General features: G+C 36.5%; 14 protein-coding genes. 9 read left to right on the top strand and 5 right to left on the bottom strand.

The window, feature by feature from the left end:
* Window positions 1-32: 32 nt before the first annotated feature.
* Both Q4534_RS01520 and Q4534_RS01515 read right to left on the bottom strand, forming a co-directional pair.
* A complete protein-coding gene (locus Q4534_RS01520) occupies window positions 33-704 on the bottom strand; it encodes a metal-dependent transcriptional regulator (protein ID WP_303611401.1) in 672 nt (223 codons plus the stop codon).
* Between the two features lie 251 nt (window positions 705-955).
* Window positions 956-2,083, bottom strand: coding sequence for a glycosyltransferase (locus Q4534_RS01515; protein ID WP_303611400.1), 1,128 nt, complete (start codon window positions 2,081-2,083; stop codon window positions 956-958).
* A gap of 36 nt (window positions 2,084-2,119) precedes the next feature.
* Between Q4534_RS01515 and Q4534_RS01510 the strand changes: the two genes are divergently transcribed.
* Together Q4534_RS01510 and Q4534_RS01505 are read left to right on the top strand one after the other, a co-directional pair.
* Window positions 2,120-2,935 (top strand): 2,3,4,5-tetrahydropyridine-2,6-dicarboxylate N-succinyltransferase, encoded by an 816-nt coding sequence (locus Q4534_RS01510; RefSeq protein WP_303611399.1) that lies wholly within the window; start codon window positions 2,120-2,122, stop codon window positions 2,933-2,935.
* Window positions 2,936-2,949: 14 nt separating this feature from the next.
* The gene (locus Q4534_RS01505) at window positions 2,950-3,552 is read left to right on the top strand and encodes a tetratricopeptide repeat protein (RefSeq protein WP_303611398.1); all 603 of its coding nucleotides are present in this window, start codon (window positions 2,950-2,952) and stop codon (window positions 3,550-3,552) included.
* 1,014 nt (window positions 3,553-4,566) lie between these two features.
* Here the strand turns inward: Q4534_RS01505 and Q4534_RS01500 are convergent.
* Window positions 4,567-5,265, bottom strand: a complete 699-nt coding sequence (locus Q4534_RS01500) for a molecular chaperone DnaJ (protein ID WP_303611397.1) — start codon at window positions 5,263-5,265, stop codon at window positions 4,567-4,569.
* 749 nt (window positions 5,266-6,014) lie between these two features.
* Between Q4534_RS01500 and Q4534_RS01495 the strand changes: the two genes are divergently transcribed.
* From Q4534_RS01495 to Q4534_RS01475, 5 genes are all read left to right on the top strand, one after another.
* On the top strand, window positions 6,015-6,467 hold the full coding sequence (locus tag Q4534_RS01495) for a DUF937 domain-containing protein (RefSeq protein WP_303611396.1): 453 nt from the start codon (window positions 6,015-6,017) through the stop codon (window positions 6,465-6,467).
* Between the two features lie 32 nt (window positions 6,468-6,499).
* Window positions 6,500-6,907, top strand: coding sequence for a DUF4332 domain-containing protein (locus tag Q4534_RS01490; RefSeq protein WP_303611395.1), 408 nt, complete (start codon window positions 6,500-6,502; stop codon window positions 6,905-6,907).
* A 213-nt stretch (window positions 6,908-7,120) separates the two neighbouring features.
* Entirely contained in the window at window positions 7,121-8,653 is a 1,533-nt protein-coding gene (locus tag Q4534_RS01485; RefSeq protein WP_303611394.1) for a helicase HerA-like domain-containing protein, read from the top strand.
* 20 nt (window positions 8,654-8,673) lie between these two features.
* Window positions 8,674-9,897, top strand: a complete 1,224-nt coding sequence (locus Q4534_RS01480) for an NAD(P)/FAD-dependent oxidoreductase (RefSeq protein WP_303611393.1) — start codon at window positions 8,674-8,676, stop codon at window positions 9,895-9,897.
* Window positions 9,898-10,050: 153 nt separating this feature from the next.
* Window positions 10,051-10,401 (top strand): hypothetical protein, encoded by a 351-nt coding sequence (locus Q4534_RS01475; protein ID WP_303611392.1) that lies wholly within the window; start codon window positions 10,051-10,053, stop codon window positions 10,399-10,401.
* A 148-nt stretch (window positions 10,402-10,549) separates the two neighbouring features.
* Here the strand turns inward: Q4534_RS01475 and lhgO are convergent, their stop codons facing one another.
* The gene (lhgO, locus tag Q4534_RS01470; protein WP_303611391.1) at window positions 10,550-11,749 is read right to left on the bottom strand and encodes an L-2-hydroxyglutarate oxidase; all 1,200 of its coding nucleotides are present in this window, start codon (window positions 11,747-11,749) and stop codon (window positions 10,550-10,552) included.
* A 112-nt stretch (window positions 11,750-11,861) separates the two neighbouring features.
* Window positions 11,862-12,542 (bottom strand): hypothetical protein, encoded by a 681-nt coding sequence (locus Q4534_RS01465; RefSeq protein ID WP_303611390.1) that lies wholly within the window; start codon window positions 12,540-12,542, stop codon window positions 11,862-11,864.
* 232 nt (window positions 12,543-12,774) lie between these two features.
* On the opposite strand from Q4534_RS01465, the gene Q4534_RS01460 reads away from it, so the two are divergent.
* Together Q4534_RS01460 and Q4534_RS01455 are read left to right on the top strand one after the other, a co-directional pair.
* Window positions 12,775-13,968: a Gfo/Idh/MocA family protein gene (locus Q4534_RS01460; RefSeq protein WP_303611389.1), complete on the top strand. Its 1,194-nt coding sequence runs from the start codon at window positions 12,775-12,777 to the stop codon at window positions 13,966-13,968.
* A gap of 176 nt (window positions 13,969-14,144) precedes the next feature.
* Window positions 14,145-16,322 carry a DUF5916 domain-containing protein gene (locus tag Q4534_RS01455; RefSeq protein WP_303611388.1) on the top strand — a complete coding sequence of 726 codons (2,178 nt, stop codon included), beginning with the start codon at window positions 14,145-14,147 and terminating at the stop codon, window positions 16,320-16,322.
* Window position 16,323: the final 1 nt, after the last annotated feature.

Here is a 16,323-nt window from a genome sequence, read left to right as displayed (position 1 = left end):
AAACCCATTATCGGTCCAAACGGTTCCCTTTATCAATTTGGGTGGAGCATTACCTGAATGTTGGCTGCCACTTCTTTGGAAACAAAAACCTTTTTTTGGTTGTCAATAAATAATTCTTGTGAACCATCATATTCTATTTTTTCAAGCACCAGTACCTTGGCACCAATATAAATTCCCACCTTATCCAAGTACTTTAAAAAGTTTGCACTTGTATCACTAACAGAAACTATTTTTCCACTTTGCCCCACAGGCACTTCTTGTAGTGTAATTCTGGGTTTGTCACTGAGTTCCCCAAATTCATCCGGAATGGGATCTCCATGGGGATCAAATTTGGGAAAACCCAAATATTCATCCAAGCGACGGACGAGTAGGGGAGCCTTTACATGTTCCAATTCTTCTGCGATGGCATTCACTTCATCCCAATTGAATTTTAATTTGTCCACCAAAAATACCTCCCAGAGTCGGTACCTTCTGATGATAAATAGGGCAGTCTTTCTACCTTCTTCCGTAAGGCTTACTCCATAATATTTCCTGTAGTCAATCAGTTTCTTTTCTGCCAGTTTTTTGAGCATGTCACTTACAGATGCTGCCTTGGTATTGACAGCAGCTGCGATCTCATTTGTAGAAACTTTTTCTAGTCCATCTGTGACTAGCTTATAAATGGTCCTTAAATAATTCTCTTCTGCAGCACTTAAACTTTTCATGACTTAATTTTTCACAAATATAAGTTTTAGACTTGTCTAAAAAAATGTTTAATTTAAATCTAAATCAGCTGTGGATAACTGTGTTTTTATCTTTTTCCTAATTTTAGACACTCTAACAAAATATTTTAGATATGTCTAAAAATTACTTAAAACGTTGATTTACAATGGTTAATAGCGTTAATTTTTTTAAATAAGAAGACAGTTAGCCCTAAATGTAGGCCTTGGAAAAGTACAATTTGGACGTTTTCCCTTTAATTATGGGAGGTAATATTTAACAGTAACTGTTGAAATTTTCTTTTTTCAGCCTCCCAAAAGATGTCTTCATCGGGTTGTAAGCGGTAATAATCAAGCTTTAACAGACTTTTCCACACTGAATTCACCTCCTTGGTGGCCAGAAAATCGATGCACATTCCTGCCGGATACTTATCCACAATGCTTTTCCACAATGGATTTTGACTCATAAGAATTACTTTTTGAAGGGCAATTCCTTCATAAAGTTTAGTGGGTATTTTATCCTTGATACTGGGCAATAGTTGATAGGGCAACATCAAAATATCTGCTTTCATCACCTTGCTTTTGATATGCGCTACAGATAGGGGTTGATCGGAGAGTTCTAGGTTGATGCCCTTTGCTGCTCCATATTCCTTTGTTAGTTGCTTATAAAAGCTATTTAGGGGACAATGACCTATAATACTTAGTTTGGCTTCTGGTAGCGCTTCATTAAGCTTCAAAAACCACTTAACGGCCGGAATTACACCATATACAGGGGTGATGGTGCCACTAATAATAAAATGAGGACTGATTGGATTCGAAAGCCGAAATGTAGGTTTAAATGGGCTTGAAATAGCCGCTTTGTTTTCTATGACCGTATAATTCTTGATGTTGGGCATCTCTGTAACATAACATTTTTCAGCAAGGATATGATGGTCAATGGCGCTTCTGCCAAGCCTTTCTGAAAGGCCAACAAGCCATTTGGCTAAAACCTGAAGATAAGCGGGCATGGTCAGGTTGTAGGCAATGTTTTTTACGTAGTTTTCCTGTACATCATAGATGAGTTTAAAAGATAGAAAGCGCTTGGCTAACCAGGCCATTGGTAACAATTCATAAGTGGTAACAATAACCACTGCAGGCTTTATTTTAATAAGCTGTCGAAGGAATTTAAAAGGAACTAAAAGCCTAGAAAGGTTTGTTCTTGGGCCGGAAAAAATTTCTACCAATCGAATATTTTCAACCTTTGGCGTTTTTTTTGAGGAAAAACCTATGATGTTAAGGTCGTATTTATTTGTTTCACGAATTGAAAATCCGAGCTTGTATAACATCCTGGAATCATCTACCGGTTTAAGGACAGAAGCAATTATGATAGAGGGTTTTTGAGGCATAAAATTGAAAAATCAAACTAAGCTAATATTAAATTTATGGAATTACAGCATATTATCGAAAAAGCCTGGGACAACAGGGATCTATTGAAGGAAAAAGATGTTCAAATAGCCATCAAAACGGTGATTGCAGACTTGGACAATGGTAAAGTTAGAGTAGCAGAACCTGTGTCAGACGGTTCTTGGAAGGTAAACGACTGGGTGAAAAAGGCTGTAATTCTTTATTTCCCTATCCAAAAAATGAGAACAATAGAGGTTGGACCTTTTGAATTTCATGATAAAATGGCCCTAAAAACCAATTATGCCAAACAAGGAATTAGAGTCGTTCCTCATGCGGTTGCCAGATATGGCGCGTTTCTTGCTAGCGGAGTGGTGATGATGCCTTCATACGTGAATATCGGTGCTTATGTAGACGGTGGAACCATGGTGGATACCTGGGCTACTGTCGGTTCTTGTGCCCAGATAGGCAAAAACGTTCACCTTAGCGGTGGAGTTGGTATTGGAGGAGTTTTGGAACCTATTCAAGCCGCACCTGTCATCATTGAAGACGGTGCATTTATAGGGTCCAGAGCCATTATTGTAGAAGGAGTTAGGATCGGTAAAGAAGCTGTTATTGGTGCAGGAGTAACCCTAACCGCCAGTTCTAAGATCATTGATGTAACGGGAGATGAGCCTGTGGAACACAAAGGATATGTTCCTGAAAGATCGGTTGTTATACCAGGTACATTAAATAAAAAGTTTAATGCCGGTGAGTTCCAAGTTCCTTGTGCCCTAATCATTGGCAAAAGAAAGGCTTCTACTGATTTAAAAACTTCTCTCAATGATGCACTCAGAGATAACAGTGTAGCCGTATAATTTTATTTTAATTTATGATTTCGATTAAAAACCTATTAAGCATTATTTTATTGACCGGTCTTTTGGTGGCCTGTGGTAATAGCGCTTCCAATAAAGGGGATGCCTTTTATAATGATGGACAATACCAGGAAGCCATAGCTGCTTATACCAGCTATCTGGAGACCAAACCCAACAATGTGCAGGTATTGTACAACAAAGGTAGGGCCCATGAAGAGCTCGATGATTTCAAAAAAGCCGAAGACAGCTTCAAGCGTGCATTGAAACAAGAGCCAAAAAACACGCAAATTCTTCTCAGTCTTTCCAATTTGTACCATAACAATGACAAACCGGAACTGGCTTTGATGTATGCAGATCATGCAGTATCTGTATCCGGAGCTCCTTCCATGGCATATTTTCTAAAAGCCAGGTCCATGCACAAATTGGGTAATGTTAAGGAAGCCATTAGGGAATACAATACTGCCATTAAGATGAGCCCTACGAATGGTCAAGCTTATTACTATCGAGGTTTGCTATATGTAGCTACCGATCAGACAGCTAATGCTTGTAAGGATTTTAAATCTGCAGTTACCAATAACTATGAACCTGCAAAGGAATCAGTGAAAAAGTATTGTAGATAAATCATCTTTTGTATGATTTTCAAATTGAAAAGGCCTGATTATTCAGGCCTTTTTTTCATGCATTAAAAGTTCTACCTCCCTTTTGTTTTTGAATAGTATTTAAGTGAATTGACTTTAGGTTTGTGCCTGTATATCAATTCTATATGTCATCTTAACTCCACAAAAAATATGCGTTTACTACGATATAACAAGAGGGTAAATTTTTTATCTAATTGTTTCTGAACACAACTACTGAACTTCATTTAATGAGATTAAATATGGTTTAATTAATAAATATATAGCTATACATCAGGTGTTTAAGATTGGCGTCTGTTTCTATTTAACTTGTTGAGCAAATTACAAACATAAAGCTTGGTTGGGAGATTTATTGTATATGACTATTGAATTCAGTTCAAATAAATTGAACTTGAATTAATGAATGCTAATGACTTATTAATCAAGATTGTGTCCTCATACAATGTAATAATAAATTAGGACGATGGGGCTGTTGGTACTTTGTTCATTTCACCTATTAACCCTAGGTTTGATTAGTCTAAAGCTCTAAATGGCTTTAGGTTTCACTGTATAGGGAGTAATCATAGGAGACATGTAAATTATAGTAATGCTATTCTCCGGTTAAGTAAAACGAAAATTATGATTTACCGGATAGGCCAAGTCTAATACAGAATTATTAAAAGATGGTATTGATGATTCTATTTGTCCTCCTTTGATCGGTATTTTTCCATCATAAACAGGTAATGAGACTTTGCTTTTAGTTGTCAATTTACCTTAATATTCCCTGTAAAATTGCTAATTACATTCAATTTTTCATGCTTAAGTTGAAAGCCATTGATTTAAATTTACAAGGAATCTAGTTTCGCTTAAATGCTATTATGTTCTATAATTTTTAAATAAAGCTCAAGTAAATTGAACTTTAACCAATATATGATAAATAATTGTTTACCAGTTATTTAAGAACAATTATTTAAGTTGTTTTAAAATTAAAGTATATAAAAATGACTGAAATAGGATGTATTATTTTTCAGGTGCTGTATGGTCGCAAAGTTCTTCTGTAAGGATATGACCGGTACCTTCACAAACCGGGCAGGTATCAACTTCCACCAAACTGCCATGGCAAGCAGTACAGGTTAATCTTCCTTTTCCTGAGCATCGTTCGCATTCAAAATATTCCAGGATATTGAAAACATTCTTCCTTGTCACCAACCCATCTCCTGCACACCTGCTACAACCAATAACTCCTCTACCTTTACATAGAGAGCAAGCTTGTTCTGATTTTCCTTCTCCATGACAAGTTTCACAGGTTCCATATCTATAACCACGTGCATCACAATATTGGCATGAAACAATTTCTGCTAAGGGGTTTACCAACTGGTTTTGTAGCGCTTTGGCTTGTTTGTAATAGCTTCCTTTAAAACCATTCAAGTCCAAGTATTTATTGACAAAGTTTTGACTGTTATGGTATTGGCCCAAGGCAAACAATGTTTTGGCAAAGAGATAAGGCATTTCAGCGGGGATAGGCTGGTTGCTTTCTATGATTTCTCTAAAAATAGTATTGGCTTTGGTATAATCCCCATTCTCCATGGCTGTATTTGCCCTGCTCATCATTGCTGATGTAGTTCCCAAACTTGGGCTTTGTGCGTAAATACTAATGGGTTGTGTAAGTCCAATAGTAATTAATAGAAATAAAATAATCAGGAAAGGGTGTTTTTTCATTTTTATGTGTTCTTCTGGAAGGCAAAGTAAATACCTTTGAGGTAAAATTCAATTTTAGAATTAAACTTTAATGTTTTTTAACCAATAAGTATTTCTCAGAAAATTAATCACTTTGAATCTGGTTTTAAAATTATTCGAGTAGCAAACTTTCCTTTGGATTTACATATTATGGGTTTTTATCCAATTTATTCAGCATTTGATGGACTGTTTTGCTACTTTTTTAAAGCTTAAAGTTTGGGATTTCTTTCGATAATAAGGGATTATTGTTTCAGAATGGAATAATATGAGTGGCAATAAATTTTTTTCTAATTAATTAATAAAAATTGAATATTAACGGGAGAATTAATAGTAATATTCTGCGATGTCTTTTATTCTTAGTAGATTAAAATAGTTAATTGTATCAATATAATATAGGTAATTATTGGATTAAATTAAGATTTTATTTAGTGCTTAATTTGAATCAATTGGTAGTGTATTTTAAGATGAAATGGTTGAATAAGTTTTTCATTATAGGTATAAAACGCTTCATTTCAACGAATTTTAGCTGGTAGTCTTTCCTCTTTTATAAAAAATGGAACGGTTATTGATAATTGAAAAAATTGAAATGAATTTGTTTTATTTAAGGAAAATGAAAATTTTACTTTATAATCACCTAATGATTTTTGACAAAAAATAGGAATATTTTTAAAGTACAAAATAAACTTATAAATTACAGATTCAATTATTAAATTCTATTAAACTATATACATATGATTTCTTCATTTTTAGAGAATCTGTCACCTGAACTAATTTCAGGATTGACTCAAAAATTCGGGCTTGATCAAAGTAAAGCTTCCGAGGCCGTTAGCACCACCAAAAGTAGTTTGTTTGAAAGTATTTCTAAAGAAGCAACCGGAGGTAATTTAGATGGGATTCTGGGAATGCTAAATCAGGGGAGTGGATTGACACAGAATCCCATGTTCAAGAGTATTTTAGGAAATTTAACTGGTAGTTATGCATCTAAATTGGGCGTTTCCCCAGAAATGGCCATGTCTATTGCTTCTTTTGTTTTACCTAAAATAATTTCAGCTATATCCAGTACTAAAAGTGGGGATTTAGATAAAACTGATTTGGTAAAAATGTTAGGTGAATCTTCCGGAAAGGCCATAGCAGATAAAGCTTCAGATTTACTCAAAGGAGGTCTGGGAGGCTTATTTAAATAATACTTTTATTCAATAAACTTAATTAAATTATTATGTCACATTCTATTACTAAAATTGAGGGTATAGGTCCGGTTAACAAAGAAAAACTTTCTGCTGCCGGAATAGTAACTGTAGAGAAACTTCTTGAAAAAGGTGCTTCTAAAAGTGGTCGTAAAGATATTGCTGCTGCAAGTGGGATTGATGAAAAAATAATTCTAAACTGGGTCAATATGGCTGATCTATTTAGAATTAAAGGAATTGCCAGTCAATTTGCTGAATTGTTAAAAGCTGCAGGTGTTGATACGGTTAAAGAATTGAGAAACAGGAATGCCGAAAATTTACATCAAGCGCTTGTATCCACCAATGAAGCCAAAAACTTGACCAATGCTGTTCCGGCTCTTTCTAGAGTGACAGATTTTATAGAACAAGCTAAAAATTTGGATCCCGTTGTGACCCATTAATTCAATAAAATTATTTATTTTTAAAGAGTAGTGCGGTTTTGAAGTAAAGGATAGATCCTGAATAAAAATTAATTTGTATTTAGTGGTCGATAGTGATAAACCTAAAGATTGGAGATGCTGTTGCAAAACCAATTTGCACCTATTTCTTTAGATTGAGACCTTAATGCAATTTTTTCTATTGCATTAAGGTTTTTTTATATTAATGACAAATTGATGGAACAAATAGACAAATTTAAGGAACATATAAACCTGGGCTATACCTTTAAAAAAGACGCTTTCATTATTGGTACCGGAATGCTTGATCAGCAAGCCCTTAATGGTGCTCAGGTAAAAATCCCATTGAAGACATTAAATAGGCATGGTTTAATTGCCGGAGCTACTGGTACGGGTAAAACCAAAACCCTTCAAGTCATTGCCGAACAACTTTCTTTAAAAGGAATACCTTCAGTTTTGATGGATTTAAAAGGTGACCTTACCGGTTTGGCCTGTCCCGGATCTAACAATGAGCATATAGAAAAAAGATGTGCTAGTATTGGGGTGCCCTATGAAGCCACGGGCCTACCCGTAGAGTTGATGTCAATTAGCAATGAAAAAGGTGTCAAGCTGAAGGCTACTGTATCAGAATTTGGGCCTGTTTTGATGTCCCAGATTCTAGATCTAAATGATACGCAATCCGGAATTCTGTCATTGATTTTTAGGTATTGCGATATGAAGCATCTTCCTTTGCTTGACATAATGGATCTTAAATCCATATTAAAGTATGCCATCAATGAAGGCAAGGCAGAAATTACCAAGGAGTTTGGGGCTGTTTCTTCCAATTCTGTTAATACTATTCTTAGAAAGATCATTGAGCTTGAGCAGCAAGGGGCTGAAAACTTTTATGGAGAGCGTTCTTTTGAGGTGGAAGATTTTGTAAGACAAGAATCCGGTCGTGGAGTGGTATCCATTATTCGATTAACAGATATCCAAAACCGACCTAAATTGTTTTCTACATTTATGTTGAGTTTGCTTTCGGAGATTTACGAGACCTTTCCCGAACAAGGAGACCAAGAAGCCCCAAAACTTTGTCTTTTTATTGATGAGGCCCATTTGGTTTTTTCCAATGCCAGTAAGGATTTGCTTGAGAAAATTGAGGCCATAGTGAAACTGATTCGTTCAAAAGGGGTAGGGATCTTTTTTTGTACCCAAACACCAACTGATGTGCCGGATGAGATTTTGGGACAACTGGGGCTCAAAGTGCAACATGCTTTAAGGGCATTTACCGCAAAAGATCGAAAAGCCATCAATAAAACTGCTGAAAATTATCCTATTTCCCCGTTTTATGAAACCTCTGAGGTATTAACCTCTATGGGAATTGGAGAGGCATTGATTACTGTATTGAATGAAAAAGGTATTCCAACCCCATTGGTGCATACTTTGCTAAGGGCACCTGTCTCTAGAATGGGTATTTTAAGTCCGGAGGAGATTGACCAACAAGTTAAAGCTTCAAAATTGGTCAATAAATACAATGAACCAATTAACAGGGAGAGTGCCTTTGAAATTCTTGACGAAAAGTTAAACAATGCAGCACCTGAAAATCAGGAGAAAGAGGCCCCATCGAGGAGCAAAAGGAAAGCATCTGCTAAGGAAAAAGAAAGTTTTTTTGAAGCCTTGAGTAAAAATACCATGGTAAGACAGTTGGGAAGGACTTTCTTTAGAGAGTTAACCCGAGGAATCATGGGATCATTGACCAATAAGAAGCGATAATTGTAAGCAGATTTAGAAAATTGGAGAAATTAAAGGTTGGAATAGTTGGGGGAGGAGCCTCCGGATTTTTTGCAGCAATCGAAGCTGCCAAAAATGGTGCAGATGTTTTATTATTTGAAAAAAACAATAAAGTATTGTCAAAGGTTTTGGTGTCCGGGGGTGGAAGATGTAATGTCACCAATGGAACAGGTTCACCTTCTGAGTTTCTGAAAGGATATCCTAGGGGTAAAAATTTCATGAAAAAAGTTTTTAAAGCATTTAATTCCAAGGATACATTTGAATGGTTTGAAAGCAGAGGAGTTCCTTTAAAAACCGAGGAAGACGGAAGGGTTTTTCCTGTAAGTAACAGCTCATCCAGTATAATAGGAGCACTAAAAAAAGCAGCGGAAATTAATGGAGTTAAAGTTTTATATAAAACTGGAATACAAGAGGTAAGGAGGATTGATGGGAAGTTTTTATTGAATCCCGGAAAAGAGGATATTCATGTGGATAAATTGGTGATTTGTACCGGAGGAAAGCCTAAAAAAGAAGGATATTCTTGGATACAGCAGCTGGGGCATTCCATACATCCTCCCATTCCATCACTATTTACCTTCAATGCTCCAACTTCTAAAATTATTCACCTAAAAGGCTTAAGTGTTCCCAATGGACACATTCGATTTGAAGGGAGCCAATTGCAATATTCAGGCCCAATATTGATAACTCACTGGGGAATCAGTGGGCCTGCGGTATTAAAGCTTTCTGCTTTTGGTGCGGAATGGCTTCACGACAAGGAGTATAAGGCTGTAGCGTTAATTAAGTGGCGTGAAGAATTTACAGAAGACGGGTTAAGGGCTGATTTATTGGCCTTTAAGCGAGATCATCCATTAAAGGTAGTTGATAAAAATCCACTATTCGCTTTACCGAGTAGATTATGGGAGTTTTTAGTTGATAAAGCTGAAATCAATGCTGATGTTAGGTGGGGAGAAACCAACAAGAAAAAAATCAATAAATTGATTGAAAATTTATTGAGATTTTCTTTAAAAGTCTCAGGAAAAACTACCTTTAAGGAAGAGTTTGTAACAGCTGGTGGGGTGTCGTTAAATGAAATAGATGCCAACACTATGGAGAGTAAATTGGTAAAAGGACTATTCTTTGCAGGGGAGGTTATAGATGTTGATGGAATTACAGGAGGATATAATTTTCAAGCTGCCTGGAGCACAGGTTTTTTAGCAGGCAGCATGTCTAGCGGTAATGTAAATTAATCGGACTAGATTGTAGTAGCGTAAGTATGCAGCATTTGATTTATTTCAAAATTTTTCTAAACCTAGAAATATCTTGGCATATTCGTTTTTTTAATTCAGTCGTTTAATTAATTTAATGACTAGGCAATTTTAGTTTTCAACTAATTGACAACTATGGATAAAAATTACACTAATATTGATTTCACAAAAATTGAAGACATGGTTGAGGATGATTTAGACTTCCGAAACCAATTGCTAGATGCCATAGAAATTGCTGTTGAAGAACTTGAAACTACTTATCTGAAAGGTATTGAAGACAAGGATTCCAATAGCATCAAACTGGCTCGGCATAAAATTAAACCAACTTTAGGACTTTTTGGACTTCAACGTTTGTCTCATATATTGTCTGAAGGAAAAAAATTGATGGAAGAGGGTAATTTTAATTCCTGCCTGGATGCCCATAAGGAGGAATTTAAAACGGCCACTAATGCTGTGATAGCTGATGTTAAAGATTATAGAGATTAAATCTTTTACTCCTAGAGAAAGTAAGTATTGCTTAAATATTAGTAATTATCGGTATCGAACCCATTAATTTTTCCTCGTGAAAAATTAATGGGCTACCAATACCGTGTTATATAATTGGAGCAATAGAATATGCGTGTAAACCTTCTTGTCAAACCTTTTGTAAAGCAAGCTCAGTGATTTTATCGGCAATAGATAGGGCACTGGTAGCGGCTGGTGAAGGGGCATTGATAACATGTACTGCTTTGGCTGTTTCTTGAATGGCAAAATCATCCAACAATCCACCTTCTTTGTCGCAAGCTTGCGCCCTTACTCCGGCTCCGCCAGATACCAAGTCTGCAGAGGTTATGTCCGGAATCAATTCTTGTAATGCCTTGGTAAATTCAGATTTAATAAATGAGCGCTTGTATTCACCCAAACCTGTCCTCCAATATTTTCCGGCTACTTTTTGTAAACCCGGCCAGGTAACGGCCTCTAAAAACTCACTTAAATTAAAATCCGTTTTCTTGTACCCCTCTTTTTTAAAAGCTAAAACCGCATTGGGACCAGCTTCCACACCTCCTTTTTTCATTCTTGTAAAATGAACGCCCAAGAATGGGAAATTTGGATCCGGCACAGGGTAGATCAAGTTTTTTACCAGGTATTCTCTCTCTTTTTTGATCTTGAAATATTCTCCTCTAAAAGGTATAATTCTTATAGGTAAAGGGTCTTTTTCAAGCATGGAGGCAACCTTATCCACATATAGACCCGCACAATTTATTACAATTTTTGTGTCGATATCTCCTGCTGAAGTATTGATTGTAATGGACTGGTTTAAATCTTTAATATCCTGAACCTTATGATTGAATAAAACTACTCCTCCTAAAGCAATAAACTTCTTTTCATAGGCCATGGCCACCCGTTTATAATCTACGATTCCTGTCTGGGGAACATGCAAGGCACCCACTCCCTGACAATAGGGTTCAAACTCCTTCAGTTCTTCAATTGATATAGCGCGGACTCCTTTCAAGCCATTCTGTAATCCCCTTTCCATTAAAAAGTTGAGTTGGGGCAACTGTTCTTTCTTTGTTGCAACCACTACCTTTCCGGTAATTTCAAATGGAATTTCATTTTCTTCACAAAATTGAACCAACTGATGGTAACCATTGATACAATTTTTAGCTTTCATGCTTCCGGGCTTATAATACAAGCCGGAATGGATAACGCCACTATTGTTTCCCGTTTGATGACAAGCCACTTCTGTTTCTTTTTCCAGAACTGCTATTTTCAATTCCGGTCTTTGTGTTATTATCTTTAAACCGGTGGCTAATCCAACAATTCCACCTCCAATAATTGTAATATCGTAAAGCATATTTCTTTTTTCTATGGCAACAAATATACACAGTAGATTGATAAATTATTTCTCCTCTACTTATTTTACTTGGTGATTTGAAGCCTATAGAGGTTAGAAATTGATAAACCTCCTACCAATCGTCCTCTTCTTCAGGAGATTGTGTATCTTTCTCTTTATAATCTGAGAAATAATCATTGAAATTTTCCTCAGGTATTAAGTTTATGCTCTGCAGTAATTCATTGACTTTCAATAGTATTTCATAGCCCGGTTCCTGTATGTGCATGGGTACCTTAAACAACCTGGGGTCATCTTTTTTTAAGCTGCCTTCTGAGGAAAAGAGAAAGGGCCATAAGGTTTTAGAACAGGAATAAGCGATATAATCTACAGGGTATTTGTCCAAGTATTCAGAAACTTTTTCATTGATATCAGCAAAGAATTTTTCTGAAGCTCCAAGTCTTACCCTTGATCCTGCTCGGGATTTTCCTTTGGTTTTTAAGTATTTTATTTGACTTTTTCCCTGCTTTTTTCTAACCATATAGGCCCGAAAAACCTTATGTTCGGTATTAACGCCTTCTTCAAAATAGCCCAGGGCCGCTGTCCCGGCACGGATTAAAAAAATGACCCAATTCTTTTCAACTTTATATACTCCACGCTTCTTTTGATCAAAAGCAAGTGAGAATGGCAACCATACATCTCCAATAATTGTATGCTTCTCATAAAGTCTAATTTTATGCCTTTCAGTGTCATAGGATATGTCTAACCCTTTTTCCGAAACCCATGCTAAGAACTTTTCTATATCATTTATTATCATCAATTGGCTTTTGAAAACAAAATGTTGGTTGAATTCAAATCGACCAATCCTAAATTGATGTACCGTAGGAATCGATTTGCCATCCAAAAATAAGAATAAAGATTACCTTATGGGTTTATTTTGTAAACTGATTTTGCTACATTAATTTTTTATTTTGTCAAGGGTAAGGTTGTATCCCACGGTTTGCCTTGAAAGTTTTTCCAATTAATAATTAAATCCAAAATATAGATTTATGAATATTGCCATGCTTGGTTCCGGGTTTATCGCTCGTTTTTATGCAGATACCCTTCATGCCCAAAGAAGAGTGGATCGGATCATTACTGTTTATTCCAGAAATGAGGACAATGCAAAAAGATTTGCTGCAGATTATGAATTGGAAAGCTACATTACCTCAATGGAGGAGGTAATCATGAATGAATCTGTAGATGTAGTTATCATCTCATTACCTAATCACTTGCATGAAGAGGCTGTGATGGCTTGTGTAAAAGCAGGGAAAGCTGTATTGTGTACTAAACCTTTAGGACGAACAGCCAAGGAGGCAAAGAAAATGCTTGAGGCCGTTGAAAAAGCAGGGATATTTGCCGGTTATTTAGAGGACCTGTGTTATACCCCAAAATTCTTAAAGTCGGTAGAAAGTGTCAATAATGGAAGTTTGGGAAAAATTTTATGGACCAAATCCAGAGAAGCTCATCCCGGGCCACACAGCGATTGGTTTTGGGACAAAGAACAATCAGGGGGAGGCGCCATTATAGATTTAGGCTGTCATTGTGTAGAGATTGGGAGAAATTTTATTGGCAAAAATGTTCGTCCCGTAGAGGTTATGTGTTGGGCAGATACACAGGTACACCCTATAGATGCCGAAGATCATGCCATTGGATTGGTTAAATATGAGAATGGAGCCATAGGTCAATTTGAAGTTAGTTGGACCTTTAGGGGGGGAATGGATTTGAGAGATGAGGTGATGGGAACAGAAGGAACCATCTGGTTAAATAGTTTTCTTCGTACCGGATTCGATCTTTTTACTACCGGAAAAGGTGCCAATTACATTGCTGAGAAAGCGGAATCGGATTCCGGTTGGCTATTCCCGGTAGGTGATGAAGCACACGAGCTGGGTTATCCACATATGTTTACAGATATGTTTGATGCCTTGGATAAAGGTAGTGCACCCAGGGAAACTTTTTATGATGGATACATTGTCAATGCCATATTGGATGCTGCTTTCCTATCTGCAAAGACCAAGAATTGGGAGCAGGTACTTATTGAAGATTGGCGCGGAAACGAGGGAAGTGAGGAAAAGAAGGCATATATCAGCTATGATGCTGAACACTTTTTAATTAAAAAAGAAATCTTGCCCAATGGAGATGAAAAATTGATCTTGAAACACAAAGAAACCGGTAAGTTGATCCAAAAGAGCTTAAAAAAATAACCATTTAAACCCTCATTATGCTGTAAGTCATAATATCCTGCTTTTTTAATAAAAAATCCAATGTGCTGAACTAAGTTTTTGCAATAATTAGGTTATTATTGCGCAGAAAAAGAAATATTTTATTAATTACTTGTCAAATGCTCAATTTTTAGTTTTGGCGGTAAGCGGAATGAATCATGCGAAAGAGTTTTACTTTATTATTAGTACTATTATTGGCCATACCCGGGATGGCGCAAAAAATTAATGATGACTACAGGCTAAATATTAAACGAGCCAGTTCTCCAATAATTATAGATGGGGTAATGGATGAACAGGCTTGGGCTGATGCCGATGTAGCCAAAGATTTTTACATGATTCTTCCCATTGATACAAGTTATGCTGAAGTAAAGACTGAGGTTATGATGACCTATGATGATGACAAAATTTACCTATTGGTAATTAATCATCATGGCGAAGAAGGACCTTATTATGTAGAATCATTGCGCAGGGATTTTACATTTGGTAAAAATGATAACTTTTTGCTATTCATGGATACTTTTGATGACCAAACCAATGGTTTTTCCTTTGGAGCCAATGCCGCAGGAGCACAGTGGGATGGCATCATGTATGGAGGTGGAAGTGTGGATTTAAGCTGGGACAATAAATGGTTTTCTAAGGTTCAAAATTACCCTGATAAATGGGTTTTTGAAGCAGCCATTCCTTTTAAATCCATTCGATATAAAAAAGGAATCAAAGAGTGGGGAATAAACTTTAGTCGTAAGGACCTCAAGTCAACAGAAAAATCTTCTTGGGCTCCGGTTCCTCGTCAATTTCCTTCTGCTTCATTGGCTTATACCGGAATTTTGGTATGGGACGAAGCACCACCGGAACCGGGTATGAATGTTTCTGTGATCCCTTATGTAATGGGAGGAATGGTAAAAGACAATGTCAGAGAATTACCTTCAGATTACCAAAACAGGGTTGGGGTAGATGCTAAAATTGCTGTTAGTTCCTCTTTAAATTTAGATTTGACGGTTAACCCTGATTTTTCACAGGTAGAAGTGGATAGGCAAATTACAAACCTTGATCGTTTTGAATTGTTTTATCCGGAGCGACGTCAATTTTTCCTAGAAAATGGGGATCTATTTGGCAGTTTTGGTTATGAAACCATTAGACCTTTTTTCTCCAGAAGAATTGGGTTGAATGCACCCATTGAGTTTGGTGCCAGGCTAAGTGGAAAAATCAACAAAGATTGGCGTATTGGCGCTATGAATATGCAAACCGGAAAGGTGAATGAAACCAATACTCCTTCGCAAAATTACACTGTTCTTGCCGGTCAAAGGAGAGTTGGACAAAGGTCGAATATAGGGGTGATTTTCGTTAATCGTACGAATATTGGTAGTATTCCTACCGGTGGAGATGGAGTAGAAAACCCGATAGCCAGTTACAATAGAAATGCAGGTTTGGAATACAACCTGGCCTCTTCCAATGGTAAATGGACAGGGAAAGCTTTTTATGTCAAATCATTTAGCCCTATAGTTTCCAATGAAAGTGCAGTACATGCTGCCAATATTAAATATTTGGGGGGAAATTTGATTTGGGAATGGAAACATGAATATGTTGCTCCCAATTACCTGGCCGAAGTTGGTTATGTGCCAAGAAACGGCTATTACCGAATTAATCCGAATGCCTCTTATTTATTTTTCCCAAAAAGTAGGTTAATTCTAAACCATGGGCCAACGGTTAATACTTCCTTGTTTTATGACATGGACCTGAACCAAACAGACAATATAACTTCACTTTCCTATGGGATTAAATTTAGGAGTCAAAGTGTACTGACAGCAAAATATGCTTACAATCACATAATCCTGCAACAAGCATTTGATCCAACCAATTATAGTCAAAATACCCTTGATGCTTTTACGGAACATCAGTGGAATTCTTACGGTTTGGAGTATATTTCTAAACCTCAAAGCTTGTTTACCTATACCCTTTCATCTCAGTACGGGGGCTATTTTGCAGATGGGGAAAGGTTAAACTTAGCCGGTGAATTGGGATACCGTTTTCAACCTTATGTGGGCCTTTCTATAACAGGTAATTACAACCAAATAGACTTGCCTGAACCATGGGGAAATACCAAGTTTTGGCTAGTTGGTCCTAGGGTAGATGTCACCTTTACCAATACCCTTTTCTTTACAGCTTTCGGACAATACAATGAGCAAATAAACAATATTAATTTAAATACAAGGTTTCAATGGAGATTTAAACCTGCATCAGATCTTTATTTAGTCTATACAGACAATTATGTTCCCGCACCATTTTATGTGAAAAATAGAACATTGGCATTAAAATTCACCTATTGGTGGACTTTATAAA

It is taken from the genome of Cyclobacterium sp. 1_MG-2023 (assembly GCF_030546805.1).
Taxonomy (GTDB): Bacteria; Bacteroidota; Bacteroidia; order Cytophagales; family Cyclobacteriaceae; genus Cyclobacterium.
This window is presented reverse-complemented; position numbering and strand designations above follow the sequence as displayed.

Excerpts from the sequence above, each read along its gene's own strand:
- Q4534_RS01520 (WP_303611401.1), bottom strand. The coding sequence starts at position 704 with ATGAAAAGTTTAAGTGCTGCAGAAGAGAATTATTTAAGGACCATTTAT.
- Q4534_RS01515 (WP_303611400.1), bottom strand. The coding sequence starts at position 2,083 with ATGCCTCAAAAACCCTCTATCATAATTGCTTCTGTCCTTAAACCGGTA.
- Q4534_RS01510 (WP_303611399.1), top strand. The coding sequence starts at position 2,120 with ATGGAATTACAGCATATTATCGAAAAAGCCTGGGACAACAGGGATCTA.
- Q4534_RS01505 (WP_303611398.1), top strand. The coding sequence starts at position 2,950 with ATGATTTCGATTAAAAACCTATTAAGCATTATTTTATTGACCGGTCTT.
- Q4534_RS01500 (WP_303611397.1), bottom strand. The coding sequence starts at position 5,265 with ATGAAAAAACACCCTTTCCTGATTATTTTATTTCTATTAATTACTATT.
- Q4534_RS01495 (WP_303611396.1), top strand. The coding sequence starts at position 6,015 with ATGATTTCTTCATTTTTAGAGAATCTGTCACCTGAACTAATTTCAGGA.
- Q4534_RS01490 (WP_303611395.1), top strand. The coding sequence starts at position 6,500 with ATGTCACATTCTATTACTAAAATTGAGGGTATAGGTCCGGTTAACAAA.
- Q4534_RS01485 (WP_303611394.1), top strand. The coding sequence starts at position 7,121 with ATGGAACAAATAGACAAATTTAAGGAACATATAAACCTGGGCTATACC.
- Q4534_RS01475 (WP_303611392.1), top strand. The coding sequence starts at position 10,051 with ATGGATAAAAATTACACTAATATTGATTTCACAAAAATTGAAGACATG.
- lhgO (WP_303611391.1), bottom strand. The coding sequence starts at position 11,749 with ATGCTTTACGATATTACAATTATTGGAGGTGGAATTGTTGGATTAGCC.
- Q4534_RS01465 (WP_303611390.1), bottom strand. The coding sequence starts at position 12,542 with ATGATAATAAATGATATAGAAAAGTTCTTAGCATGGGTTTCGGAAAAA.
- Q4534_RS01460 (WP_303611389.1), top strand. The coding sequence starts at position 12,775 with ATGAATATTGCCATGCTTGGTTCCGGGTTTATCGCTCGTTTTTATGCA.
- Q4534_RS01455 (WP_303611388.1), top strand. The coding sequence starts at position 14,145 with ATGCGAAAGAGTTTTACTTTATTATTAGTACTATTATTGGCCATACCC.